We start from the raw sequence: 25803 nt of genomic DNA on the forward strand, positions 1-25803 counted from the left end.
AGGATACGCTTGAGGTCCATGAACCAGGACATGCATGACTTCGTCACCCCGGCGTGCGAGCTTCTGGGCCTCGGTGAGCCGACCCACCAGGAGCCGGCGTTCGGGCTGGTCCGCAACGAGCTGTTCGCCCGACTGGTCGACCGGGGCTTCCGGTCGATCGCCCTGGAGACCGACCGGGTCGCCGCCTTCGCCGTGGACGCCTACGTCCGGGAGGGTGTCGGCACCCTCGACTCGGTGATGCGGGACGGCTTCACCCACGGCTTCGGGGACCTCGAACCCAACCGCCGACTCGTCGCCTGGATGAGGGAGTTCAACCGGGAACGGCCGGCCGGCGAGCGACTGGCCCTGCACGGCTTCGACATCCCGACCGAGACCACCAGCGCACCCAGCCCGCGCCGCTACCTCGAACACGCCCGCGACTACCTCGGGCTCGGGCTCGACCTCGACCTCGAAATCGCCCGTTTGGTGGGTGAGGACGAGCGCTGGAGCCGCACGGAGGCGGTGATGGACCCGGAACAGTCGCCCGGCGGCACCGCCGAGGCGGCGCGGCTGCGCTGCCTCGCCGACGACCTCCTCCTCCAACTTGACATGCGGGCAACGGAACTGATCGCGGCGACCTCGGCCGCGGAGTGGTGCGCGGCCCGCACCCGGCTGACCGCCGGGATCGGACTGCTGCGCTACCACGCGCAGTCGGCGGTCCCGGGCCTCACGGCGAGCGACCGGATCAGCGCCCTGTCCGGCGTGCGGGACGCGCTGATGGCGCGGAACCTGCTCGACATCCGCACGGTCGAGGCCCGGCGCGGACCGACCCTGGTCTTCTCCCACAACCTGCACCTGCAACGGAACCCGAGCGCCTGGTCGTTCGGCGAACTGGACTGCCGGTGGTCGGGGGCGGGCCGCATCGTGGCCGCGCTGCTGGGCGAGCGGTACGCCTTCGTCGCCGGGAGCCTGGGGCGCAGCGAGGCGATCGGGCTGGCCGAGCCGGCACCGGGGACGTACGAGTCCCACCTGCAAGCACGCGGTGCGGTCTGGGAGTTGACGGACGCGGCACTGCCGGTCGAAGCCCGTACGCGCACCGACACCGTCCCGCGGCAGGGCTACTTCCCGCTCGACCGGGAGGTGCTCGACGGCGCGGACGCGCTGCTGCACGTCGCCGATGGCGCGGCGGTGCTGCCCGCCACCGGCGGAGCGGCGGTGCCGGCCGGAGGCTGAGCGGCGGCAGGCCCGGGGTAGGCCTGCCGCAGGTGTGCCACCAGGGCGGCGGTCGGCGCTGAGGCGGGCTGCCCGGTCGACCAGGCCAGCGCGATCCGGACCCGGGGGACGGGGTCGGTCAGCGGGCGCACCCGCAGACCCGGCACCGGGCCCGGGTCCGGTACGACGGCCACCCCCAGGCCGTGCGCGGCGAGTTCGGCCAACTGCGGTGGCGCGGCCGCCTCGACGCCGACCGCCGGTTCGACACCGGCCTCGGCCAGGGCGCTCTCCAGCGCGGTGCGCAGACCGGTGCCGCGCGGGGTGCTCAGCAGGGCGTGCCCGGCGAGCGCGGCGACCGGCAGCGACCGCCAGCCGGGCGCGGAGCCGACGGAACCGCCGGAGCCGACGGAACCGCCGGAGCCGCCGGCAGGGCCGGGGCCCGATACCGTGCCCGAGGCGTCGCCAGGGCCAGGGCCAGGGCCGGGACCAGGACCCGGGCCTCCCACGAGCGGGTGCCCCACCGCACAGGCCGCGACCAGCGGGATCTCCAGCACCGTGTGCAGGGCGAGCCCGGTCAGCGCCGACCAGCCGTCGTCGCCCTCCCGCCCGCTCGCCGGGGCGGGCAGGCCGACGACGGCGAGGTCCAGCCTGCCCTCGCGCAGGGCGGTGAGCATCCGCGCGGTGGTGTCCTCGGCGAGTGAGAAGTCGATGCCGGGGTGTTCCTGGCGGAACGCCGCGAGCGTGGTGGCGAGCCCGGGGAAGGTCCCCAGCCCGGACGGCGGGGTCAGGGCCGCCCCGGCGACCATGCCCAGTCGTACGTGCCCGCGCCGCAGTCCGCCGGACTCCTGGGCCGCGCGGTGGGCCGCCGCCGCGGAGGCGAGGGCCGCCCGGGCGTGCGGCAGCACCGCCTCGCCGGCCGGGGTGAGCCGCACGGTGCGGCCCGAGCGGTCGAGCAGTCGGTGGCCCAGCTCCCGTTCCAGCTGCCGGATCTGGGAGCTCACCCCGGGCTGGGTCAGGTGCAGCAGCTGCGCGGCCCGGGTGAAGCTGCCGTGCTGGGCGACGGTGACGAAGTACCGGAGCTGCCGCAGTTCCATAACTCCCGATCATAAGTGCCAGAACTTCCCGCTCTTGGACGGGCGTACGGTTCCGGCCGCAGGCTGGACGCATGGAAACCGTGCCGCGCAACGAGGACACCGGGCAGCTCCACTGGATCCGCGAGCAGATCGCGGCCGAGCGCCGTGAACTCGCCAGGGTGTTCGCCGCCTTCACCCCCGAGCAGTGGAACTCGCCCTCGCTGTGCGCGGGTTGGCGGGTTCGCGAGGTGGCGGCGCACATGAGCACCGGCTTCCGGTACTCGACGGTGCGCACGGCCGTCGAACTCGCCCGCTCCGGCGGCAACCTGCACCGCATGGCCGACCGGATCGCCCGCCGCGACGCGGCCGCCATGAGCGAGCGCGAACTCGCCGCAGCCGTGGCCGACCACGCCGATCACCCCTGGCGTCCGCCCGTCGGCGGCCGGATCGCGGCCCTCGCCCACGACGCTGTCCACGGGCTCGACATCACCGTTGCGCTCGGTCTGCCCGCCCGCCTCCCGCTGCCCCGGGCGGCCGCCCTGCTGTCCGCCCTCACCCCACGCGGCCTGCGGTTCTTCGGGGCCCGACTGGACGGCGTCCGACTGGTGGCGACGGACACGGGCTGGTCGCACGGCGAGGGGCCGCTGACCGTGGAGGGGCGGGCGGAGCACCTGCTGCTGGTGGCCTACGGACGCCGGGTCCCGGAGGGCCTGCTGACGGGGCCCGGCGCGGGGCGGTTCGTCGCCGGCGGGTGAGCGCGCGTCCTCACCTGTGCCGGATCTGGAGCCACTCGGTGAGAGCGGCGTGCAACAGCTCGGCCTGGGCGCGGCCCAGGATCACCGTCGCCGCGGAGCCGGGCCCTGCGAGCCGTCCTCCGGTGGCCGGCCGAGACTGAGCCGGAGGTACTCCACCGGGACGGGCCGACCGCCCTCGGGGCAACGTCCTGCCCAGCGGGCTACCCGCAGGCTCTCCGGAAGGAGGCCTCGACTGCGTGGGTGACCTCTACCTCACCGCACCGGCCATCCGACCAACGCCCCTCGACGAAACCGGCCGACCGGCATCACCTAGGCTTCGCGGGAGCCCAATCGCACGAAGCCCCGAGCCATGACAGGGACGGCCATGCAACTGCCCGATGAGGTCCGTGCCGAGATCACCGACCTGTGTCAGGAGGGTGATGCCCTGGTCGGAATGGGAGAGCTCGACGAGGCCAGGCTGCGCTACGTGGAAGCCCTCCGGCTGCTGCCGGATGATCCCCGTGGCTGGGCGGCCTCGACCTGGATCTACGTCGCGCTCGGAGACGTGCACTTCCGACGCGGTGTTCACGACAAGGCCTACAAGTGCTTCCACAACGCCGCTCAGTGCCCTGACGGACTCGGCAATCCATACATCCACCTTCGACTGGGCCAGACCACCTTCGAGCTGGGCGACCACGACCGAGCTGCGGATGAGCTGATCAGGGCCTATATGGGTGGCGGACCCGAAATCTTCGAAGAGGACGACCCCAAGTACCTCGAGTTCCTGCAGGCCCGTGTGGACCTGAACCACTTCGGCAGCGCAGGCTCCTGACGGCTCACCGTTGACGAGTCGCCGGGGCCGACGCGGCCACCCGGCGGCAACCATGAGGGACGCCTGGAATTCGGCCTCTACGCCGACACCCTGCCGGCCTGACCCCTCCGCGGCCTGTTCGAGGAGAAACCCTGGAGCGGGGCCAGGGCGGCCGTCCTGCGGGTTTCGGGGGGCCGTGACTACGATCGGAAGAAGTCCTTCCGGATGGTGGTGAGACGGAAGCCAGGTCGCCGATGGCCCCGAGGTCCGTGCAGTGGCCGCCGTACGTGCGGGTCGCGCCGTGGTTGCTGACCGCCGGCGGGCTGGTGTGGAACGCGCTGGAACCGACCGACTACTGGGGCGACCCGCTGCTCGCGGCGGCGGCCGTGCTGGCGGGGGCGCTGCTGGCGCTGGGGGACACCGTCGCGGTGGGGGCGGCCAACGTCCTGGGCATCCTGGTGCTGTCCACCCAGGACGGGTCGCTCGGGACCGGCGCCGGCTACCTGGAGCTGGCGAACACGGCGTTCGCGGCGCTGCTCGGAATCTGGGTGAACCGCGTGGTGGACCGGCACGGCCGGCGGTTGGCGCGGGTGCGGTCGGTGGCCGAGGCGGCGCAGCGGGCCGTGCTGCCGGAGCCGCCCGCGCGGGTCGGGCGACTGTCGGTCGCGGCCTGCTACCGCGCCGCCCAGGACGAGGCGCTGATCGGCGGGGACGCGTACGCGCTGCAGGTCACCCCGTACGGCGTGCGCGGGCTGATCGCCGACGTGCGGGGCAAGGGGCTGCACGCGGTCGGGGCGGTCTCGGTGCTGCTGGGCGCCTTCCGGGAGGACTCCCACCGGCTGCCGGACCTGTCCGCGCTCGCCGACGCGCTGGAGGACTCGCTGCTGCGGGAGAGCGAGCGGATGAGCGAGGAGGTGCGGCTGGAGGGGTTCATCACCGCCCTGCTGGTCGAGTTCCCGCCGGGGGAGGAGAGCGTGCGCACGCTCGACTGCGGGCACCCCGGCCCGTACCTGCTGGGCCCGTACCCGTCGGGCGGGCCCGCGCCGCCGGTGCGCCGGCTGGACGCGGCGGACCCGGGGCTGCCGCTGGGGATGGGCGGGCTGGGCGGGGCGCGTCCGGCGCCGGAGAGCCGGCCGTTTCCGGACGGGTGCACGCTGCTGCTGGTGACCGACGGGGTCACCGAGGCCCGGGACGCGGCGGGGGAGTTCTACGACCCGGTGCTCGGCCTGGCCCCGCTGGGGCCGTTCGCCGGGCCGGGGGAGGTGCTGGACGCGCTGGTGGCGGACGTCGGGCGATGGACCGGCGGGCCCAGGGACGACGACATGGCACTGCTGGCGATCACCCGCCGGGCGGCGCGCGCGTCGGAACAGGGACCGGCCCCGGCACGGACGCAGGTGCGGACGCGGGCGCGGGCCGAGACGGACGGGTAGTCGAAGCGTGCGGCGGCGCGGCCCCGGCCCGGGCGGCCCGTTCCGGTGGCGGCCGGGTTCCGGGGGCGGCCGGGTTCCGGGGGCGGCTCGTTACCCGCCCGGTGATCCCCTTCTACGGCTCGCTTCGGTCACGCCGGTATCACGATGAGGTGTCGGTGGGGGTGCGCTCCACGGAATCCGGCCAAGTTGAAGGCCGCCGTCCGGTGGCTGGAAAACCTGCGTCCGAATATCGGACAAGGAAATGGACGGACGGGCCCGGGGGTGATCGGAGTGCCCGTCGGCCGGTGCCGCCTAGGCCGCCGGGCACCGCGGGCGGCGCGGCAGCACGGGAGGCCGCCGTAAGGAGCGCGCAAGGGCCGGTCGGGGGAGTGGCGGGATTCGGTCGACCTGCGGTCCGTCCGGAAACGGACCTGGTGCTTGCCCCGTGTCGAAGAGGTGACCGAGAGTCGCACCGATGAACGAGAAGCCCAGCTCCCACCAGGCCCGTCTGCTCGGCCACCGCGACTTCCGGCTCCTGTTGACCGGAGCCGCAGCGGCCCAAACGGGCAGTCAGGTCACCCTGGTCGCCCTTCCGTTGGTGGCGGTGATGGTGCTCGACGCCACGCCGTTCCAGGTCGGCCTGCTGACCGCCGCCGAGACCGCCGCCTTCCTGCTCGTCGGACTCCCGGCAGGCGCCTGGCTGGACCGGATGCGCAAGCTGCCGGTGCTGATCCGGGCCGACGTGGTGCGCTGCCTGGCCGTGGGGTCGATCCCGCCGGCCGCCGCGTTCGGGGTGCTGACCATGCCGCAGCTCTACGTCGTGGCGCTGGTCACCGGGGTGGCGACGGTGTTCTTCGACGTCGCCCACCAGTCCTTCCTGCCCGCCGTCCTGCCGCGCGAGCAGCTGGTCGGTGGCAACGGGGCGCTGGAGACGGTCCGCTCCTCGGCGCAGATCGCCGGTCCTGGCCTCGGCGGCGGACTGGTCCAGCTGCTCGGGGCGCCGCTCGCCATCGTGGCCGACGCCTGCGGCTACCTGGCCTCCGCGCTGCTGCTCGTCCGGATCAAGGCCGAGGAGCCGCGACCGGAACCCGCGCCGGGGCGCTCGCTGCGCGCCGAGGTCGGGGAGGGCGTGCGCTTCGTGCTCGGCCACCCGCTGCTGCGGGCGATCGCGACCGCCACCGCCACGTCGAACCTGTTCTCCGCGGTGCTGACCGCCGTGCAGACGGTGTTCTGGGTGCGGGTGCTCGACCTGTCTCCGGGCGCCATCGGCGTACTGCTGTCGGTCTCCGCCGTCGGCGGACTGGCCGGCGCGCTGTGCGCCGGGCAGCTCGCCCGGTGGATCGGCCAGGCCCGGCTGATCTGGGTGTCCACCGTGGTGACGGCGCCGTTCGCGCTGCTGTGGCCGCTGTCCGGCAGCGGCGCGGGCGTGGTGCTCTTCGGTCTGGCCTCCGGGGTGGTGCTGTTCGGCGCGGTGGCCTACAACGTCGCCCAGGTGAGCTTCCGCCAGAGCGTCTGCCCGCCGGAGCTGCTCGGCCGGATGAACGCCACCATGCGCTTCCTGGTGTGGGGCACCCTGCCGATCGGCGCCCTGGTCGGCGGCGTGGTCGCCGACGCGGCCGGGCCGCGCACCGCGCTCTGGCTCTGCGCCGCGGGCTTCCTGCTGGTGCCGCTGCCGCTGCTGCTCTCGCCGCTGCGCCGGATGCGCGAACTGCCGGGCCCCGACCGTACGGGCGGCCGGGCCTCGGGCAAGGACGCTGCCGAGGGCGTCACCGAGGGCGCCACCGACGAGGAGAGTGCCGTGAGCCCCAGTGCGCCCTGACCGTCGGCCCGCCCGTACCACCCGGACCTGAGCAACGCCCCGGCCGAATCCCGGCCGACCCCCTGGCCGACTTCCCGGCCGATCCCCCCCCGACCGATCCCCGACCCGAGCCGCGACCGGAAACCGGAGACCGTTCCCGTGCACGCCAGCATCACCGCCGCCTACCTCGCCCGGTACCGCTCAGCCGCCGCCGAATCCCCGGTGGAGCTGCTCCCGCTGACCGGCGCCCAGCGGCGCTTCCTGATCACCCGCCGGCTCGCGCCGCAGAGCCGCACCGACATCGTCCCGCTGCTGTTCGCCTACCCGCGCGGCACCCTCGACCTGGACCGACTGGCCCGCGCCGCGGCCGCGGTGGCCGCCCACCACCCGGCGCTGTGCGGCGGCTTCGCGACCGTGCGCGGCACACCCGTGCTGCGCGCCGGCGGCCCCTCGGCCGAGGCCGCCCGGATCGCCGTCGCCCCCGGCGGCACCGCCCGCGCGGCGCTGCGCGAGGCCCTGCTGGACTGGCCCGCCGACGGACCCGCGCTGCGCCTGCTGGTCGCCGCGGCCCCGGACGGGGACGAGGAACTGCTCGCCCTCGCACTCGACCACGCCGCCTGCGACGAGCAGTCGCTCGGCGTGCTCACCGCCGAGCTCAGTGCCGCCTACGAGCAGGACGAGTCGCCGGCCGACGGGCCCGCGCCCCAGGCGCTGGCCGACTTCCGGCAGGCCGTCGAACTGCAGCTCGTCGCCGAGGACGCCGCCGGTGGCCCCGCCGCGCGGGCCCACTGGGGCCGGCGGCTGGGCGGCGTGACCGGGGCGGGCGGCAGCGCCGCCACGTCCACCGGCATGCTCACCGAGCGGCTGCCCGCCGCCGAGGGCGCCGCCCGCGGCGCCGTCTTCCCCGCGCTGCTGGACGCGGTCGGCTCGGCCCTGCACCGGGCCCACCGGGCGGCGGGGGCCGACCGGACGGAGGCCGGGGGAGGGCGGCTCGCACTCGGCTACCCGTGGGGCGGCCGACCGGTGGGCGCGCCCACCGTGCTCGGCTGCTTCCTCAACACCCTGGTGCACCCGGCGACTTCGGAGCGGTCCACGGACCTGGACGCCCTCGCGGACGCCTGGTGGGACGACCTGGACCACGCCGGCACCCCCTTCGACGAGGTGGTCCGCGCCGCCCGCACCGCCGGGGCCCCGTGGTCGGGCGCCCTGGACGCCCTGCTCACCATGGAGGACACGCACCGCCGCCCGCCGCTGGTGCTCGGCGGCGCCGCCGGCCGGGAGGTCCACCTGGAGGGGCGCCCGCTCGCCGCGCCACTGGCCGTCTCCGCCTCGAACGGCGACGACCTGCTGATCCGGCTGGCCTGGGACCGCGACCGCTTCCCCGAGGCCGACGCCCACGCGGCCTTCGGTGAACTGCTCGCCGTGCTGCGGCACCACCTGCACGCCCGGCCGTCCCCGGTCCCGCAGGCCTGAACGGGCCTGCCCGAACACGCCCTGCCCTCCGGGGCCCGCCCGAACACGCCCCGCCTGCTCGGGCGGCCCGCACCCGCTCCGCCCTCCCGGGCCCGCCCCGTCGAACCCACCCGTTCCCAACCAGCCCGCCTCGTACGCCCGCGCCCGCACGCCCCAGGCTGTCGGCCCACCCCGCGGGCCCCGAACTCCCACACCGGATCCACCACATCGGATCCACCACGCCCGCCCGCGCGCGTCCTGCACGCCGCCGGACGGGATCCCCGGGCCCCGGGCCGCACCTCACCCAGGTGCGGCCCGGCCCACCGGCCGGCGCGGGAACACCCCACGCCCGCTTCCGGCCACAGCAGTGCCGACAATGCCCACCACACAAGGGAATCGACCATGTTCGCACTCACGCCGTCGCAAGAGATCGTCTGGCTGCACGAACAGATGCTGCCGGGCAGCCGCGCCTACAACTTCACCGCCGTCCTCGACCTGTGGGGCACCCTCGACCGGGACGCGCTGCACACCGGCCTCGCCGCCGTGCTGGCCCAGCACCCCGGCCTGCGGCTGGAGTTGGTGCCCAGCCCGGAGGGCCTGCCCGGCCAGCGGGTCGCCGAGGACTGTGAACCGGAGCTGCGCCAAAGCGACTTCAGCACCGAGCAGGACCCGGAGGCCGCCTTCCGCCGGCTGCTCGCCGCCGAGGCCGAGGAGCCGTTGGACACCGGGCGGGCACCGGTGCTGCGCTGGCACCTGGTCCGGCTCGCCGAGGACCACCACCGGCTGATCCACGTCGAGCACCACCTCGTCCACGACGGCCACTCCTTCGCGATCCTGCTGCGCGACCTGTTCACCGTCTACCGCGCCACCGTCCTCGGCGAGCCGTACGAGCTGCCCGTCGCCCCCTCGTACGAGGACCACGCCCGCGCCGCCGCCGACCTCCCCCGGGACCGCGGGCTCGACTTCTGGACCCGGGAGCTGGCCGACGCGCCGCGCGAGGTCACGCTGCCCGGGCTGGCCCGGCCGCGCGCCGAACGGCGCCACCGCGGCGGCCAGTTGCGACAGTCGATCGGCGCCGACCTGGCCGAGCGGCTGCGCGAGCGCAGCAAGGCGGACGGCCACACCCCGTTCAGCACCCTGCTCGCCCTGTTCGCCGAACTGCTGCGCCGGCACAGCGGCCACCGCGAGCTGGTGATCGGCACCGCCGTCGGCAACCGGCCGGAGGGCTTCGAGGGCACCGTCGGCATGTTCGTCAACACGGTCCCGCTGCGCCTGCGGCTGGACCCGACGGCCCCCGGCACCGAGGCCGTCGACGAGGTGACCGACGTCCTGCTGCGCGCGCTGCCGTACCAGGACCTTCCGGTCCAGGAGCTGACCCGCCGGCTCGGACTGCACACCACCGGCGCCGACAACCCGCTGTTCAACGTGATGTTCAGCGCGCACGACGCGGCCCTGCCCGACGTCCAGGCACCCGGCCTGGAGGTCTCGCTGTACGAGGGCTTCAACACCGGTACCACCCGCTTCGACCTCGACCTGGTGCTGCTGCCCGACGACCGCCGGGTGGTCGGCGAGAAGCACGGCGCCGCCGGGATGACCCTGGTCTGGGACTACGACGCCGACCTGTTCCGCGAGTCCGACGCGGTGCTGCTCTCCGAGCGACTGCTGGAGCTGCTGCGCTGCTACCTGGACCGCCCGCAGGCGCCGATGGCCGACCTGGACCCCGCGCCCGAGGCCGCGCAGGCCACCCCGGTCGCCCCGATCGCCCTGGCCGCCCTCGACCCGGCCGCCGCCCACGACCCGGCCTCGCTCGCCCTGATGGCCGGCACCGAGCGGATCAGCTACGGCGAACTCGACCGCAGGGTCGCCGAGTTGGTCGAGCGGCTGCGCGCCGCCGGGGTCGCGCCGGGCCAACCGGTGGCCGCCGTGCTGCCGCGCGGCGCCGACAGCGTGGTCGCCCTGCTCGCCTGCCTGCGCCACGGCGCCGTCTACGCGCCGCTGTCCACCGAGGACCCGGCCGCCCGGCTCGGCCTGCTGCTGGAGCGGCTGAACCCGGCACTCGTCCTGGCCACCCGGCAGAGCGCGCTCGCGCTGCCCGCCGAGGGCTTCACCCCGGCGTTGATGGACGGCCCGGCGTTCCCGAAGGCCGAGCCCGCCGCCGTCCTGGACGGCGCCGCCTACCTGATCCACACCTCCGGCTCCACCGGCGTGCCCAAGCCCGTCCAGGTCGGCCGCGAGGCCCTCGCCGGGTACGTCGCCGCGATCGTCGACCGCTACGAACTCACCTCCGCCGACCGGGTGCTGCTGTTCGCCCGGCCGTCCTTCGACGTGGCCCTGGAGGAGGTGCTGCCCGCCCTCGCGGCCGGCGCCGCCCTCGTCGTGCCGCAGCGCGAGGTGCCCACCGGCCCCGAGCTGGTGGCCGTACTGGCCGCCCGCGGCGTCACCGTCGCCAACCTGCCGACCAGCTACCTGCTCGCCGTCCGCGAGGACCTGCGCGAGGCGCTGGGCGACGGCCGCTGGACGCCCCGGCTGCTGGTGCTCGGCGGCGAGCGGCTGCCCGCCCGGGCCCTGGTCGGCCTGACCGAGGCCACCACCGTGCTGAACGCCTACGGCGTCACCGAGGCCACCGTCACCTCCACCGTGTACGAGGTCACCGCCGCCGACGTCGCCGAGGACGGCGAGATCCCGCTCGGCGCCGAACTCGGCGGCGTGCTGGTCCACGTCTTGGACGACACCCTGCGCCCGCTCGCCCCCGGCTGCGTCGGCGAACTCGCCATCGGCGGCGCCATGGTGGCAGACGGCTACCTGGGCCTGCCGGAGCCGACCGCGGCCCGCTTCGTGACCGTCCCCGCGCTCGGCGACGCCCGCGTCTACCGCACCGGCGACCGCGGCTTCCGCGACCTGGACGGCCGGCTGCGCTTCCTCGGCCGCGCCGACAACCAGGTCAAGCTCCGCGGCCACCGGATCGAGCTGGAGGAGATCGAGGCCGCCGCCTCCGCCGAACTCGGCGGCCGCTCCTGCGCGGTGCTGCTGCACACCGACCCGCGGACCGGCCCCCGCCTGGTCGGCTTCCTGGAGGGCTCCGACCGCCCCGACCAGGCCGCCCTGCACGAGGCGCTCGCCCGCCGGCTGCCCGGCGGACTCGTCCCGGCGAGCTGGACGGCCGTCGCCGCGATGCCGACCCTGCCCGGCGGCAAGCCCGACCGGGCCGCCCTCGCCCGACTGGCGGACGAGGCCCAGGACGCCCCCGAGGCGGGGGGCAGCACGCCGAGCGAGTTCACCGACCCCGGCCAGCGGCTGATCGCCGCCGCCTGGCGCGAGGTGCTCGGCCACGACCGCTTCACCGCGGACTCGCACTTCTTCGAGGTCGGCGGCCACTCGCTGCTCGCCGCCCAGCTCGCCGCCCAGCTGGAGCCGCACCTCGGCAGCCGCCCGCCGCTGCGCACCCTGTTCCGCCACGCCGTGCTGGCCGACCAGGCCAAGGCCCTCACCGGAGGTGTCAAGTGAGCTCCCCCTCCGCCGTCCTGGAAGACGGCCACCGCGAGCTCGTCGAGGCCTTCGAGAGCTTCGTGCGCCGCGAACTCGTCCCGCTGGCAGCCGAGTTGCCCGAGACCGCCGACCAGGTGCCGGCCGACCTGCGGAGCTACGTCCGCAAGCGCTCCGCCGCCCTCGGCTTCTACGCGGGCGACTACCCCGAGGAACTCGGCGGCGCCGGCATGCCGTTCACCGCCGTCGTCCTGCTGCACCACGCCGCCGGGCGCAGCGGCTGCGTGCTCGCCCCGTACGCGCTGGCCGGCGCCGACGGGCCCAGCCCGCTGCTGCGGCACGGCACCCCCGAACAGGTCGAGCGCCACCTGGTCCCGCTGGTGCGCGGCGAGCAGACCCGCTGCCTCGCCCTCACCGAGCCGAACGCCGGCTCCGACGCGTTCCGCCTCGCCACCACCGCCGTGCGCACCGGCGACGGCTGGGTGCTCAACGGCCGCAAGACCTTCGTCAGCAACGCCGAGCACGCCGGGATCGCGCTGGTCGTCGCCGCCACCGACCTCGGGGACGGCGCCGGGCCCGCGGGCGGCGCCACCGCCTTCGTGCTGCCGATGGACCAGCCCGGACTGCGGCTCGGCCAGCGGTACGAGGGCATGTCCGGGGAGCCGCTGTCCGAGCTGCTGCTGGACGGGGTCACCGTCGGCCCGGAGGCCGTCATCGGCGGCGAGGAGGGCGTCGGCGCGGCCACCGCCCTCGCCATCGACAGCCTCTCGCGCGGTCGGCTGGTGGTCGCCGCGATGTGCAACGGCATCGCCGAGCACGCGCTGCGGATCGGTGTCGAGTACGCCAAGGGCCGGCGCGCGTTCGGCCGGGTGATCGGCGAGTACCAGCACGTCCAGGAGCACCTGGTCGCCACCCGGGCCGAGGTCGAGGCCTCCAAGCTGCTCACCCTCGCCTGCGCCCGACTGGTCGACGAGGGCACCGAGTCGCCCGAGAACGCGGCGCTCGCCAAGCTCACCGCCTCCGAGACCGCCGTGCGCGCGGTGGACCGCTCGCTCCAGGTGCACGGGGCCACCGGCTGGGTGCGCGGGCACCCGCTGGAGTTCCTGTACCGCTACGTCCGGATGACCACGATCATCGAGGGGACCTCGGAGGTCCAGAAGGTGATCATCGCCCGCTCGATGGGCCTGAACTGACGTCTCGTCACCCATGTGCGTCACCTTGCTGGAGATGATGATGGAACACCTTGACACCACCAAGCCCCCGAGCACCGAGGCCCCGAGCACCGAGGGCCTGAGCATCGCCTACGGCCGTCCGCACCAGGACGGCGCGGTGCTCGACCTGTTCACCACCTGGGTGCACCGCACCCCCGACGCCCCCGCCCTGATCGACGGCGAGCAGGTCCACAGCTACGCCGAACTCGACCGCCTCGCCGACACCGTGGCCGAGGCGCTGCGCGGCAGGGTCGGCCCGGGCGACCTGCTCGGCGTCTGCCTCGGCCACTCGGTCTCGCTGGTCGCCGTCACCCTGGCCGCCGCCAAGCTCGGCGCCGTCCACCTGCCGCTCGGCCCCCGCCCCGGCGAGCGCCGGCTTCGCGCCGTCGCCGAGCAGCTCCGCCCGGCCTGCCTGGTCGGCGAGCCGGACCTGCTGCCGCCCGGCGGCGAGCGGCTGCCGCTGGACCTGGCCACCCCCGGTGTGGTGGCCGCCCTGAACCCCGGCGAGCAGGTACGCGTCCCGGGCGGCACCCACTACGCGGTGCTCACCTCAGGCTCCACCGGAACCCCGAAGGCCGTCGCCGTCACCGAGCCCGCGCTCGGCGCGCTGCTCCAGTGGTACCGCGGGCTGACCGGCCTCGGCCCCGGGGAGCGGCACAGCCTGCTGATCGGCGTCGCCTTCGACCCGCACGTGCAGGAACTGTGGGCCGGCCTCACCTCCGGCGCGGCCCTGGTCGTCGCCCCCGAGGCGGTCCGCTGGGACACCGGCGCGCTCACCGACTGGTGGCGCGAGGCCGGCGTCACCGCTTCCATCCTGCCCACCCCGCTGGCCGAGCCCGTCCTCGGCCGGCCCTGGCCCGCCGGCCTGGCGCTGCGCCACCTGGTGATCGGCGGCGACCGGCTGCGCCTGGCCCCCGGGCCGGACGTCACCGCGACCGTCCACAACGCCTACGGGCCCGCCGAGGCCACCGTCACCACCACCATCCACACCATGGCCCCCGGCGGCGACCACGGCGCCGGCGCCCCGCCGATCGGCCTGCCGATCGACGGCGCCGTCCTCCTGGTCACCGACGAGGACGGCCGGCCGGTGCCGCGCGGCACGGCCGGCGAGCTGCGGATCGGCGGCCGAGGCCTGGCCGCCGGGTACCTCGACCCCGAGCTGACCGCCCGCCGCTTCGTCGACGCGCCCGCCGGCGTGGTCGGCACCGACCGGGTCTACCGCACCGGTGACCGGGTGGTCATGCGACCGGACGGCGTGCTGGAGTTCCACGGCCGCCTGGACGACCAGGTCAAGGTCAGCGGCGTGCGGATCGAACCCGCCGAGGTCGAAGCCGCCTTCGAACGCGACCCGAAGGTGCGGCGGGCGGTCGTCGCCGCCGAGCTGGCGCCGACCGGCGGGGCGCGGCTGCTCGCCTTCGTCCGGGCCGAGGACGGCGCCGACCCCGCGGCGCTGCTCGACGCCGTCCGCCCCTGGCTGCCCGAGCAGGCCGTGCCCTCCGCCGTCCGGCTGGTGGAGCGCTTCCCGCTGGACGCCAACGGCAAGGTGGACCGCCAGGCCCTGCTGGCCGACGCGCCGGCGGCGGGCCGGGACGATACGGCTCCGAGCGAGGAGGGGAGCACCCCGGTCGAGCGCACCGTGCTCAAGCTCTGCCGCGAGCTGATCGGCCGCGGCGACCTCGGGCCGGAGGACAACTTCCTGGCCGCGGGCGGCAACTCGCTCGCCGCGGCGAGACTGCTGGAGGCCCTGGAGAACGAGTACGGCGTCCGGCTGCGCGCCCCCCTGGTGCTGCGCCAGCCGGACCTGCGGGCCGTCGCCCGACTGGTCGAGGAGCGGGTGGCCGAGCTGACCACCACCGCCTGACCCCGCCCGAACCTCCTCAGCGCGGCGCCCCGACCCACCCGGCCGGGGCGCCCGGAAGGGAACCACCACCCATGACCACTGCGACCTCGCCCGCCGCCGCCTCGGCCCCCGCGACCTCGCCGGCCGCAGCCTCGCCCGCCTCGGCCCCCGCGAACCCGTCCGGCCTGAGCGCCGCGACCCTGCCCGCGCTGCCCGTGCCCGCACTGATCGCCCGGCAGGCCGGACTGCGGCCCGACGCGCTCGCCGTGACCGACGGCTCCACCGTCCTGACCTACCGCGAACTCGTCGACGCCGCGGGCCGATTGGCCGCCGTCCTGGCCGCCCGGGGGATCGGCCCCGGCAGCGCCGTCGGCCTGCTGTGCGCCCACTCGACCCGGCTCGTCGTCGCCCAGCTCGCCGTCTGGCGGGCCGGCGCGCTCGTCGTCCCGATCGACCCCTCCTACCCGCGCCCCCGGATCGCCGAGATGACCGCCGACGCGGACGTCCGGCTCGTCCTCGGAGACAAGGCCCTGCTCGCCGAGGCCGGGTTCCCCGAGGAGCGCACCCTCGTGCTGACCGAGCGCGGCACCGAGGCCACCGACGGCACGGCACCCGACGCAGCCGACCCGGCCGCGCCCGCCCTGCTCTACTACACCTCCGGCTCCACCGGCCGCCCCAAGGGCGTCCTCGTCCCGCACGGCGCCGTCACCGACCTGGTCGCTGCCGAGGACACCGTCGCCCTCGGCCCGCGCGACCGGATGCTCCTGCACTCCACCGTCTCCTTCGACGCCGCCACCTTCGAGCTGTGGACCCCGCTCGTCCGCGGCGCCGCCGTGGCCGTCTCCCCGACCGAGCGGCCCAGCGCCGAGGACCTCGTCCGCGACGTCGAGCGCTTCGGCGTCACTGCCGTCTTCCTCACCACCGCGCTCTTCCACCACCTGGCGGCCCGGCGGTCCCGGGTCTTCGGCGTGCTGCGCACCGTCGTCGTCGGCGGCGAGGCGATCTCCGCCGAGCACGCGGGCGCCGTGCTGCGGTCCTTCCCCTGGCTCGAACTGGTCAACGGGTACGGGCCGACCGAGGCCACCACCTTCACCACCCTGCACTGGATCACCCGCGCCGACTGCGCCGGCTCCGTCCCGATCGGCCGGACCTTCGGCGGCGCCCGCGCCCACGTCCTGGACGAGCAGCTCGCGCCGGTGGTGCCGGGCGCCGTCGGTGAGCTGTGGATCGCCGGCGACCGGCTGGCCCTCGGCTACCTCGACCGGCCGGAGCTGACCGCCGAGCGCTTCCGTGAACTGCCGGGCATCGGACGCGCCTACCGCAGCGGCGACCGGGTCCGCCGACTGCCGGACGGCTCCCTGGAGTACCACGGGCGCACCGACGACCAGGTCAAGGTGCGCGGCTTCCGGATCGAACCCGGCGAGGTCGAGCACGCGCTGCTCCAGCTGCCCGAGGTCGCCGAGGCGGCCGTCGTGGTCCGCCGGGCCGGGCAGGCCGACGCCGCGCTCACCGCCTGCCTGGTGCTCGCCGAGGGCGCCCGCCCGGCCGTCGAGACGCTGCGGGCCCGCCTCGCCGAGCAGCTGCCCGCCCACCTGGTGCCCACCGCCTGGACCGTACTCGCCGCGCTGCCGCTGACCGGCAGCGGAAAGGTGGACCGGCGGGCGCTGGCCGCCGACGGTCCGGCCGAGGCGCAGCCGTCCGCCGGGGCCGAACTCGGCCCGATCCAGCAGGTCGTCGCCGAGGCGTGGAGCCGGGCCCTGGAACACCCGATCACCGACCCGGCCGCCGACTTCCTCGCCGAGGGCGGGCACTCGCTGCTCGCCATGTGGGTGGTGGACGACCTGCGCGAGGACCTCGGGGTCGAGCTGTCGCTCGCCGACTTCCTCGCCCATCCGACCGTCGCCGCCCAGGCCGAGCTGCTGGAACGCGCACTGCTGGCCGCCGACGACACCTCGGGAGCCGACCGATGAGCACCGTCGACCAGACCGACCTGCTGCGCCGCGCCCGCGGCCGCCGCGCAGCCGCCACGCCCGCCGCCGCGCCCGCCCGGCCCGTCGCGGCCGGTGACCAGGCCCCCCTCTCGCACGCCCAGCAGCGGATGTGGCTGATGGACCACCTCGGCCAGGGCGGCGCCCTCTACAACGTGCCGGTCGCCACCCGGCTGCGCGGCCCGCTCGACCGGGCGGCCCTCGCCACCGCGCTCACCGGCCTGACCGAGCGGCACGCCGTCCTGCGCACCCGCTACCCGCGCCGGGGCGACCAGCCGTACCAGCAGGTCGACCCGGTCACCCCGGTGCCGCTTCCGGTGCTGGACGCCACCGGACCGGAGCAGCTCGCCGCCGAGGCCGCCCGGCCGTTCGACCTCGCCGCCGGGCCCGTGCTGCGCGCCGTGCTCCTGCGGCACGGGCCCGAGGACCACACGCTGCTACTGACGATCCATCACATCGCCATCGACGGCGGCGCGTTGCGGTTCATCGCGGAGGACCTCGCCGAGCTGTACCGTGCCGCGCGCGACGGCGTGCCGGACCGGCTTGCGGCCCCGGCCCCGTCGTACGCCGACTACGCCCGCCAGGAGCGCGTCCGGGACGCCGAGTTGACGGCCGCCGCCGACACCCTCGCGGCCGGGCTGTCCGGGGCGCGCCCCCTGTCGCTGCTGCGGCCCCTCCCGCCCGGCGCCCGCGAGCGCCGCGCCGTGCTGCACACCGCGCCGCTGGAGCCGGCGGTGCTGGAGGAGCTGCGTGTCCTCGGCGCACGGCACGGCGCCACGCTGTTCACCGTCGTGCTGGCCGCCGCGTTCGCCGCACTGCGCATCGCCTCCGGGCAGGACGACCTCGTCCTCGGCTGCGCCAGCGGCCACCGCGGGCGGCCCGAGTTCCGCCGGACCGTCGGACTCGCGGTCAACACCCTCGCCGTGCGGGCGGATCCGTCCGGGGACCCGTCGTTCGCCGAACTGCTCGGCCTGGTCCGCACCGCCCTGCTCGACGCGCAGCAGCACCACGAGGTGCCCCTCGACCTGGTGGTCGAGCGGCTCGGCGCGGCCGCGCGCGGCGCGGACGGCACCCCGCTGCTCTCGGTCAGCTGCGACCTCGTCCAGAACGTCGACCCGCTGGTGCTGCCCGGCCTCGACGCCGAGAACGTGGAACTCGACCTGGGGCTGGCCAAGTTCGGCCTCACCCTGCTGGTGGAGGACGGCCCGGAGCCGCGCTGCCTGCTGCAGCACGACGGGGACGCGCTGGACCAGGACACCGCCGCCCGGCTGCTCGACGCCTTCGCGGCGCTGCTCACCGCCGTGGCCGGCGACCCGCGGCGGCGGCTGTCCGACCTGCCCGGAGAGCGGTTGACGGTCGCCGAACACCCGGTCGTGGAAGCCCTGTCGGCCCATCCCGCGGTGGTCGAGGCGGCCGTGGTCGACAATCCCGACGGCCCGCCGCTCGCCTACGCGGTGGTGCGCGGTCCGGTCGTCCCGAGCGGGACCGATTTGCGGGCCGCCCTGCGCGGACGCCTCCCGGCCGGCGAACTGCCACTCGCCGTCACCCTGGTGGACCGGTTGCCCCGCCACCCCGACGGTACCCCCGACCGCGACCGGCTGCCCGGCGCCGCGCCGCTGCGCGACCGGGCTGCGCCGTCCGACCAGGCTCCGCCGCAGGAAGGCCCGCTGGACGTCGTACGGCAGGCGTTCGGCGAACTCCTCGGCACCACCGCGCCCGCCGACGGCGACTTCTTCGCCCTCGGCGGCCACTCCCTGGTCGCCGTCCAACTCGCCGAACGCCTGCGCACCCGCACCGGGCTGCCGCTCACCGGCCTCGACATCCTGGAACAGCGCACCCCGCGCGCCCTCGCCGCCCTGCTCGCCACCCGCGCCGACGAGCGCAGCGCCGCCCTCGCCCGGGCCGGCGCCCGCCCGCGGACCACCGGCGCCCGCACCGGCACCGTCCTGCTCACCGGCGCCACCGGCGGGGTCGGCGCGGCCGTGCTCCAGGAACTGATGGCCCAGGGCCGGCCGGTCCGGGTGCTGGTCCGGCCCGAGTCCGCGCACCTGCCCGCACTGAACGGCGCCGAGGTAGCGGAGGGCGACCTCGGGGACCTCGACAGCCTGCGCCGGGCCGTCGAGGGCGTGGACGCCGTCATCCACTCCGCCTGCACCTTCACCGAGCACGCCACCGACCTCGCCGCGATGCGCGCCCTGGTGGACGGCTGGCGGGGCGGCCCGTTCGTCTTCGTCAGCAGCATCGACGCGTACGGCCGCCCGGCGGGCACCGAAGTCGCCGAGGGCGGACCGAGCGGCGCTCCCGTCACCCCGTACGGGCAGGCCAAGCTGGACTGCGAGCGGATCCTCTTCGAGGCCGCCGCCACCGGCCGCGGCCAGGCCACCGCCGTCCGCGCGCCGATCGTCTGGGGCCCGCACCACCGCCTGCGCGACCAGCTCCGCTGGGGTGCCACCGGCCCGCTCTACCAGGCCGCCCTGGCCGGCCTGCCGATCGCGGTGCCGCCCGCCGACGCGTGGTACGGCGCCTCGTGGGTGCACTCCGCCGCCCTGGCCCGCGCCCTCACCGCCTGCCTCACCCCGGACCATCCCGCCGCCGGCCGGGTCGTCAACGCGGTGAGCGGACACGTCTCCTGGGCCGACTTCACCACCGAACTGGTCCGCCTGCTCGGCTCCGACAGCCCCGTCGCCGCCACCCCCGACGCCGAGGAGGAACTCCACCGCCCCTGGCACTACCGGGCGGACACCCTGGCCGGCCCCCTCGCCCCCGAGCCCGGCGAGGACTGGCGAGACGTTCTGGCGGCCATGGTCCGCTGAGCGCCCGCCCCGGGCGGAGGGGCCGGAGGCCGGTCCCTCCGCCAGGGGCCGGCCTTTCCGCCCGCGGTTGGTCCCTCCAGCGGCAACGCCCGCTACCGGCGGCGCCGCAGGCGGCAGGCCGCGATGTTGCGGGTGCGCCGGGTACGGCCGCGCTCGGCGAGGAGGCCCAGGACCCGCCGGGCCGAGGACCCCTCGGCGAGGCGCGCCTGGAGCCAGGTGTCCGCCTCGGACACCTGCTCCTCCTCCCACGGCTCGTCCAGGGTGATCGCCCGCAGCAGCGCCCAGTCCCGCAGGCGCCGGACGGCGAAGGGGTCGGCCGCCGTGGCGTCGGCCAACTCCCTTTGCCAGGCCGGGAAGCCCGGTTCCGTCAGCAGCTCCGCCGCCCGCCGGTCCAGGTACTCGCAGACCGCGCAGCTAGCCATCGAGCGCTCCGGGTCGGTCAGCACCCGGGCCACGAGGCCGGCCGCGTCCTCGGGCGCCACCTCCGCGAAGGCCCTGCGGTACCGCGCGAACCGTACGTGCTCGTCCGGCTCGAAGCCTTCCGCGCCGGCCGCCGCCGTCGGCGTCACCGAGCTGTCCCCTCCCGTCGCCGCCCCGGCCAGGGGCCCGATGTCCGTCACCTGCCCGATCCTCGCACGGCCGCGACCGGACGCTCGCTCAGCCGATGGTCACCACCCGCGCCCACTGCGGTGGGGCGCTCGGCCGGTACTCCGCCCGGTTCTCGTTGTACCGGATCGGCCTCGGGAAGAGCCCGACCACCGTGCGGCAGGCCGGGGCGGCGGAGGGCCACGGGGTCTGGCCGTCGGTCAGGACCACCACCACGTCCGGGCGGGGACGACCGCGCAGGGCGGCGTCGAAGCCGGTGCGCAGGTCGGTGCCGCCCCCGCCGATCAGCGGGATGCCCTCGGCCCGGCAGAGCTGGTGGACGGCCTGGGCTGCCGCGTCGCAGGGGACGACGGTGACCTGGTCGCGGCGGCCGCCGACGGCCCGGCCGATCGCCGCGACCTCCAGCAGCGCGCTGCCCAGTTCGTCGTCCGAGACCGAGCCTGAGGTGTCGATGATCACCGAGACCCGGGGCGGGCGCCGCCGCAGGCTCGGCAGCAGCACGCCCGGCACCCCGGCCGAACGGCGGGCGGGGCGGCCGTAGCTGTAGTCCTCGCCCGCTCCCGCGCCGGACACCGCCGAGCGCACCGCCGCGCCCAGCAGCTGCCGCCACGGCTGCGGCGGGTGGAACGCCTCCTCGGCCCAGCGCTTCCAGCCCGCCGGGGCGGTGCCGGGGCGACCCCGGATGCCCTCGGCGACCCGGAAGCGCACCGCGTCGCGCTCCTGGGCGGTGAGCCCGTGACCGCCGTCGGGGCCGAGGTCCCACGGACGGTCCAGGCCGTCGGCGCCGCTGCCGCACTCCAGCCAGGCCGCCTCCAGGTGGCCCGGGTGGGAGCGGTACCGGCGTACGTACTCCTCCATGAGCAGCCCCTCCGGCAGCTGGAGCATCTCCGCCCTGATGGCGCCGGCCGGGCTGGTCAGACCCTCGCCGTACACGTCGTCGTTGATCTCGCAGTCGGCGGCGATGTTCATCCGCAGCCGGGCGGCCGGGCCCTCCAGACCGAGTTCCCGGGCGAGCCGGTCGCCGCGCCCGTGGTGGTCGCGCAGCAGGTGCGAGACCTCGTGCACCCAGACGCCGGCCAGCTGGTCCACCGGGGTGCGGGCGACGAAGGCCGGCGAGGCGTAGCAGCGCCAGTACCGGTCCACGGCCATGGTCGGCACCTGCCGGGACTCCACCAGGTGGAGGGCGAACAGGGCCGTAGCCAGGTAGGGGCGGACCCGGGCGGCGTACAGCCGGGCGGCGTACAGCTTCTCCAGGTCCAGCGGCGGGGACGGCGCGTTCGCGGTGCCGCCGGGGCTTTTCGCCGTGCGGCTCGTCGGCCCGCCGCCTGCCGTGTGGCTCGTCGGCCCGCCGCCTGCCGTGTGGCTCGTCGGCCCGCCGCCTGCCGTGTGGCTCGTCGGCCCGCCGCCCGCCGTGCCGCTCATCGCCCCGCCGCCCGCGCCTGACCGATGCCGACGAGGTCGGCCCGGCGGGAGACCGCGAGCGCCGGGGTGAGCCGCTCGATCGCCGCGGGCACGTCCCAGTCCTCCCGGCGCAGCGAGGCCAGCGTGGTCGCCGGGACGACCAGCAGGTCCGGCGCGCCCGTCTCCAGGGCCCGGACCAGCAGCGCCCAGGCCGCGTCCCAGCGCGCCCGGTCCGGCCGGTTGCGGACCGCCGCGACCACTCCGTCCAGCACCGCCTGGCGCAGGTCCCCGCGTTCGGGCAGTACAGCGCCGGCCGGGTCGGCGAGCAGGTCCTCCGGATCCGGCAGGTCCATCCGGTCCATGTACGCCATCAGCTCCAGCCCCGGGCCGTCCCCGACCGCACCGCGCACCAGCAGCGAGAGCACCTCCCGGGAGGACCCGGCCGCGGTCGCGAAGGCGATCAGCCGCAGCGTCATGTCCCAGCTGCGCGGGGAAGGCCAGGCGCCGCCGCGCCGGGTCTCGGTGGTGGGCAGCCGGTGCACCAGCTCGGGGCGGGCCGCCAGCAGCCCGCACACCGCGCGCCGGGCCAGTGCGACGGCGGCCGGCAGCGCCTGCGGGTCGAGCCGGGGCAGCGGTGGCCACCGGCCAGACGCCGCCGAGGCCGCGCACCACCACCTCGTGGTCGTGCGCCCACTGAAGGTGGACGAAGCGGTTGGCCAGCGGCGGACTCAGCTCCCAGCCGTCGGCCGCCGAGGAGCGCGGGTTGGCGGCGGCCACGACCCTTACGCCGGGCGGGAGTTCGAGCGTTCCGATGCGCCGCTCCAGGACCAGCCGGAGCAGTGCGGCCTGGACGGCGGGTGGCGCGGTGGACAGCTCGTCCAGGAACAGCAGACCGTGCCCGGCCCGCACCAGCCGCACCGCCCAGTCCGGCGGGGCCATCGGGACGCCCTGCTGCGCCGGGTCGTCGCCGACGATGGGCAGGCCGGAGAAGTCGGAGGGCTCGTGGACGCTGGCGATCACCGTGGTCAGCGGCAGTTCCAGGGCCTCGGCGAGCTGGTTGAGCGCGGCGGTCTTGCCGATGCCGGGCTCGCCCCAGAGCAGCACGGGCAGGTCGGCGGCGACGGCCAGGGTGAGCGCCTCCAGTCGGGTGTCGGCGCGCGGTTCGGTGGTGGTGTCGGCCAGCAGGTCGAGCAGCTGCCGGGCGACATCGAGGCGGGCGGCTTCGGGAGTGCGGACGGGCATGGGTGATCACCTCAAGATGTCTGGTGCTTAAGGGCGTTCAGAGCGGGGCGGTCGGCGGTCGGCGGTCGGCGCCGTGGGCTTCGGCTTCGGCGTCGGCGTCGGCGTCGTGGGCGTGGGCGTCGTGGGCGTGGGCGTCGTCGGCGTCAGCTTCGGTGTCAGCGGAGCGAGGCCAGGCGCGGGCGTGGGCGGAAGGCCGAGCTGCCGGGGCGGGTGCTGTGGCGTACGCGTGGCGCCGGGTAGGTGACGGGAACGGGCCCGGTGAGGCCCGCCCGGTAGAGGCCGTAGGCGATGCGCCGCTCGGCCGCCGCCGCCAGCTCGTCGCGCAGCGGTCCGTCGCGCAGCACCGCTTCCGGTCCGAGCAGGGCCTCGACCACGGCCAGCGCCCCGGCGGTGTCGCCGTGGTCCAACCGATCGCGTACACCGGCCAGTTGGGCAGGCCGGCGGTGCGCGAGGTCGATCGCCCGCAGACAGGGCAGCGGGGTGCCGGACAGGGCGGCCAGCAGCTCCTCGCGGCGCAGCTCGGCCGGCTCGTGGTCGAGCGGGACGAGCGCCCCGTCGACCAGCCCGATCCGGTGCCGCGCCCCTCGGCAGTCCACCAGCCCGTGGGGCTCGGGCCCTGTCGCCGCCCGTGCCAGGGGTGCCTGCCCGGGCGCCAGCGCGGCCGCTACCAGGGGGTGCAGCCGCTCGGCCTCGATCGCCCCGCTGCGGAGCAGGTCGATGTCGGGTGGCGCCCAGGTCGCGGCATCGGGCAGCAGCGGCAGTCCCGAGACGTTGCCGAGGGCCTCCGTCGTCGACCCGTCCGGTCCGAGCAGCAGCCGCCGACGACTTCCGAGCCGTACCACCACGGGACCGGGCGGCAGCCCGTCGGCGCGCAGCAGCAACTCGGCCTCGGCGGCCCAGCGGTCGGCGGCCCAGCGTCGGGACGGATCGCCAAGTTCTGTAGTGGTCGGCCCCGTTGGCGGATCCCCGGTTCCGGCCCGGACGGTCAGCTCCGCGCTGCGCCCGGCGTCCCAGAGGTGCCGGTGCAGGTCGTAGCGGAACCGTCGGCTGGGACGCGGATGCGGGTGCGGCGACCGGCCGTCGTCAGCGAGCCCGTCCCAGAGCGCCAGGCTGATCCGTTGCCCGTACTCCGCCCAGGCGGGCGGTGTGCGAACCACGAGGAAGACCGGCGGTCTGCCGGGGTAGCGGGTCAGCGGCACGGTGAGCCCGGGCCGCAGCAGTCCGTCGGGAGCGGACCTCGGTAGGTGCCAGCGCAGCAACTCCGGTGCCAGGCAGCGGAGATCGGCCCGCAACCGGTCGGCGAGCTCCCGTCCGTGGACGCGGGTGACGTCCCGCAGGCGGAAGTCGACCTCGACGTTGGCGGCGGCGCAGGCCCCGGCCCAGTCGCCGACCAGGCGGCGGGCGGTGGCGATTTCGATCATGGAGGGCGGCACGGCGTACTCGCGTACGCGCCGCCAGAAGGAGAGGCGGGAGTCGTTCCCGTGCGCGGGGTGAGTGGGCATCAGCACTCACTCTTCGCGGACGGGACCCCCATTCTGTGAGCAGCGTGAGTGGTCATCGCGGGGGAGCATAGCCTCCCCGCACCGAAGTTCGCCACACCGTTCCGAGTCGCCGGGTGGTTCCGCGGCCCCGGTGCGGCGGGGCCAGCCCCGGCCTCCGCCGTACGACTGGCCGATTCCGTTCGCCGGTGACCGGCGAGGGCTCGCGGCGGACGGCCCGCCGCGAGCAGACTGGCCGAGGCACGGGAGTTCCGACCCCAGGGGGCAGGCATGTCCGTACGACCCGGCAGGCGCAAGGCAGTCGGCAGGCTCCGGACCGCGATCGGCGCCCTCGTGGTCGCCCTGGCGGCGGGAGCCGCGGTGGCCCTGCCCGTCGCGGACGCGGAGGCGGCCGGCACCAAGGGCGGCAAGGTGGTCTACCTGACCTTCGACGACGGCCCCAGCCCCGCGTACACGCCCAAGGTCCTGGCGACGCTCGCCCGGTACGGGGTGCGCGCGACCTTCTTCGAGATCGGGCAGAACGTCGCCGCCCACCCCTCGGTGACCGCGCAGGTCGCCAGGCAGGGCCACAGCGTGCAGAACCACTCCTGGTCGCACCCGGACCTGCGCAAGCTCTCCGCCGCCGCGCTCAACGCCCAGGTGGCCGACACCGACAAGGCCATCCGGGCACAGACCGGCCGCACCCCGAGCTGCCTGCGCCCGCCGTACGGCGCGGTCAACGGCACGGTGCGCTCGAAGGCCTCGGCGCTCGGCAAGCAGGTCGTGCTCTGGTCCGTGGACCCGGCGGACTGGTCCCGCCCCGGCGCGGCCGCGATCAGGTCCCGGGTGCTGAACAACGTCCGCCCCGGCTCGGTGATCCTGCTGCACGACGGCGGCGGCGACCGCAGCCAGACGGTGGCCGCCCTGCCGGAGATCATCTCCACGCTCAAGGCGCGCGGGTACGGCTTCGCCACCCTCTGCGGCTGAGTCCGCCCGTCGAACGGCAGCGAGCCCGGTCAGCTGCGGCCGTTGAGCACGAGCGCCCAGGCGAGGCAGGTCAGGGCGCCCGGTCGGTGCCGGCGCGGTGAGGGTTCGCGGCCGGTTGGTGGGTGGGTGGATGGGTGAAGGCCCGCCCCCTCAGCCCTTGGTCCCGCCCCCGGGGCGGGGGTGGGTCGCGCGGGTTGTGGGGCGGGCCTTCGTGGTACGGAAAAAGGGGTGGCGCGCCGTCGGATGGGGCGCGGGGTGGGTCAGTTGAGGACGGCGAGTGCGGCGT

General features: G+C 76.1%; 16 protein-coding genes and 1 pseudogene. 12 read left to right on the top strand and 5 right to left on the bottom strand.

Annotation, left to right across the window (positions count from 1 at the left end):
* Positions 1–18 precede the first annotated feature (18 nt).
* Positions 19–1212, top strand: coding sequence for an erythromycin esterase family protein (locus ACWDBE_RS24950; protein ID WP_449809093.1), 1194 nt, complete (start codon positions 19–21; stop codon positions 1210–1212).
* Here ACWDBE_RS24950 and ACWDBE_RS24955 read toward each other — a convergent pair.
* Positions 1098–2285 carry a LysR family transcriptional regulator gene (locus ACWDBE_RS24955; RefSeq protein WP_449809094.1) on the bottom strand — a complete coding sequence of 396 codons (1188 nt, stop codon included), beginning with the start codon at positions 2283–2285 and terminating at the stop codon, positions 1098–1100. The genes ACWDBE_RS24950 and ACWDBE_RS24955 overlap by 115 nt on opposite strands.
* A gap of 71 nt (positions 2286–2356) precedes the next feature.
* Here ACWDBE_RS24955 and ACWDBE_RS24960 point away from each other — a divergent pair, with 71 nt between their 5' ends.
* The 10 genes from ACWDBE_RS24960 (at position 2357) to ACWDBE_RS25005 (ending at position 19803) form a co-directional block, all read left to right on the top strand.
* A complete protein-coding gene (locus ACWDBE_RS24960; protein WP_449809095.1) occupies positions 2357–3019 on the top strand; it encodes a maleylpyruvate isomerase family mycothiol-dependent enzyme in 663 nt (220 codons plus the stop codon).
* Between the two features lie 364 nt (positions 3020–3383).
* On the top strand, positions 3384–3830 hold the full coding sequence (locus tag ACWDBE_RS24965) for a tetratricopeptide repeat protein (RefSeq protein WP_449809096.1): 447 nt from the start codon (positions 3384–3386) through the stop codon (positions 3828–3830).
* A 233-nt stretch (positions 3831–4063) separates the two neighbouring features.
* Complete coding sequence (locus ACWDBE_RS24970; RefSeq protein ID WP_449809097.1) at positions 4064–5239, top strand: PP2C family protein-serine/threonine phosphatase; 1176 nt, start codon at positions 4064–4066, stop codon at positions 5237–5239.
* Between the two features lie 454 nt (positions 5240–5693).
* The gene (locus tag ACWDBE_RS24975; protein WP_449809098.1) at positions 5694–7037 is read left to right on the top strand and encodes an MFS transporter; all 1344 of its coding nucleotides are present in this window, start codon (positions 5694–5696) and stop codon (positions 7035–7037) included.
* Between the two features lie 138 nt (positions 7038–7175).
* Positions 7176–8489, top strand: a complete 1314-nt coding sequence (locus ACWDBE_RS24980; protein ID WP_449790201.1) for a non-ribosomal peptide synthetase — start codon at positions 7176–7178, stop codon at positions 8487–8489.
* Between the two features lie 381 nt (positions 8490–8870).
* Positions 8871–11972 carry a non-ribosomal peptide synthetase gene (locus ACWDBE_RS24985; protein ID WP_449809099.1) on the top strand — a complete coding sequence of 1034 codons (3102 nt, stop codon included), beginning with the start codon at positions 8871–8873 and terminating at the stop codon, positions 11970–11972.
* Positions 11969–13144: an acyl-CoA dehydrogenase family protein gene (locus ACWDBE_RS24990; RefSeq protein WP_449809100.1), complete on the top strand. Its 1176-nt coding sequence runs from the start codon at positions 11969–11971 to the stop codon at positions 13142–13144. Before ACWDBE_RS24985 ends, ACWDBE_RS24990 begins: the two co-directional genes overlap by 4 nt.
* Positions 13145–13184: 40 nt before the next feature.
* Entirely contained in the window at positions 13185–15023 is a 1839-nt protein-coding gene (locus tag ACWDBE_RS24995) for an AMP-binding protein (protein ID WP_449809101.1), read from the top strand.
* Between the two features lie 71 nt (positions 15024–15094).
* A complete protein-coding gene (locus ACWDBE_RS25000) occupies positions 15095–16972 on the top strand; it encodes a non-ribosomal peptide synthetase (protein ID WP_449809102.1) in 1878 nt (625 codons plus the stop codon).
* Positions 16969–19803, top strand: coding sequence for a condensation domain-containing protein (locus ACWDBE_RS25005; protein WP_449809103.1), 2835 nt, complete (start codon positions 16969–16971; stop codon positions 19801–19803). Before ACWDBE_RS25000 ends, ACWDBE_RS25005 begins: the two co-directional genes overlap by 4 nt.
* A gap of 92 nt (positions 19804–19895) precedes the next feature.
* Here ACWDBE_RS25005 and ACWDBE_RS25010 read toward each other — a convergent pair whose 3' ends face one another.
* The 4 genes and pseudogenes from ACWDBE_RS25010 to ACWDBE_RS25025 all read right to left on the bottom strand — a co-directional run bounded on the left by ACWDBE_RS25010 (position 19896) and on the right by ACWDBE_RS25025 (position 24554).
* Positions 19896–20423, bottom strand: coding sequence for a hypothetical protein (locus tag ACWDBE_RS25010; protein ID WP_449790207.1), 528 nt, complete (start codon positions 20421–20423; stop codon positions 19896–19898).
* Positions 20424–20460: 37 nt separating this feature from the next.
* A complete protein-coding gene (locus ACWDBE_RS25015) occupies positions 20461–21831 on the bottom strand; it encodes a vWA domain-containing protein (protein WP_449809104.1) in 1371 nt (456 codons plus the stop codon).
* Positions 21828–23052 (bottom strand): annotated as a pseudogene (locus ACWDBE_RS25020) (AAA family ATPase). The gene ACWDBE_RS25015 and the pseudogene ACWDBE_RS25020 overlap by 4 nt, the downstream one beginning before the upstream one ends.
* Before the next feature lie 155 nt (positions 23053–23207).
* Positions 23208–24554 (bottom strand): hypothetical protein, encoded by a 1347-nt coding sequence (locus ACWDBE_RS25025; RefSeq protein ID WP_449809105.1) that lies wholly within the window; start codon positions 24552–24554, stop codon positions 23208–23210.
* Positions 24555–24821: 267 nt separating this feature from the next.
* Here ACWDBE_RS25025 and ACWDBE_RS25030 point away from each other — a divergent pair, with 267 nt between their 5' ends.
* Positions 24822–25517 (top strand): polysaccharide deacetylase family protein, encoded by a 696-nt coding sequence (locus tag ACWDBE_RS25030; protein ID WP_449809106.1) that lies wholly within the window; start codon positions 24822–24824, stop codon positions 25515–25517.
* Positions 25518–25803: the final 286 nt, after the last annotated feature.

The organism is Kitasatospora sp. NPDC001132, assembly GCF_053598415.1.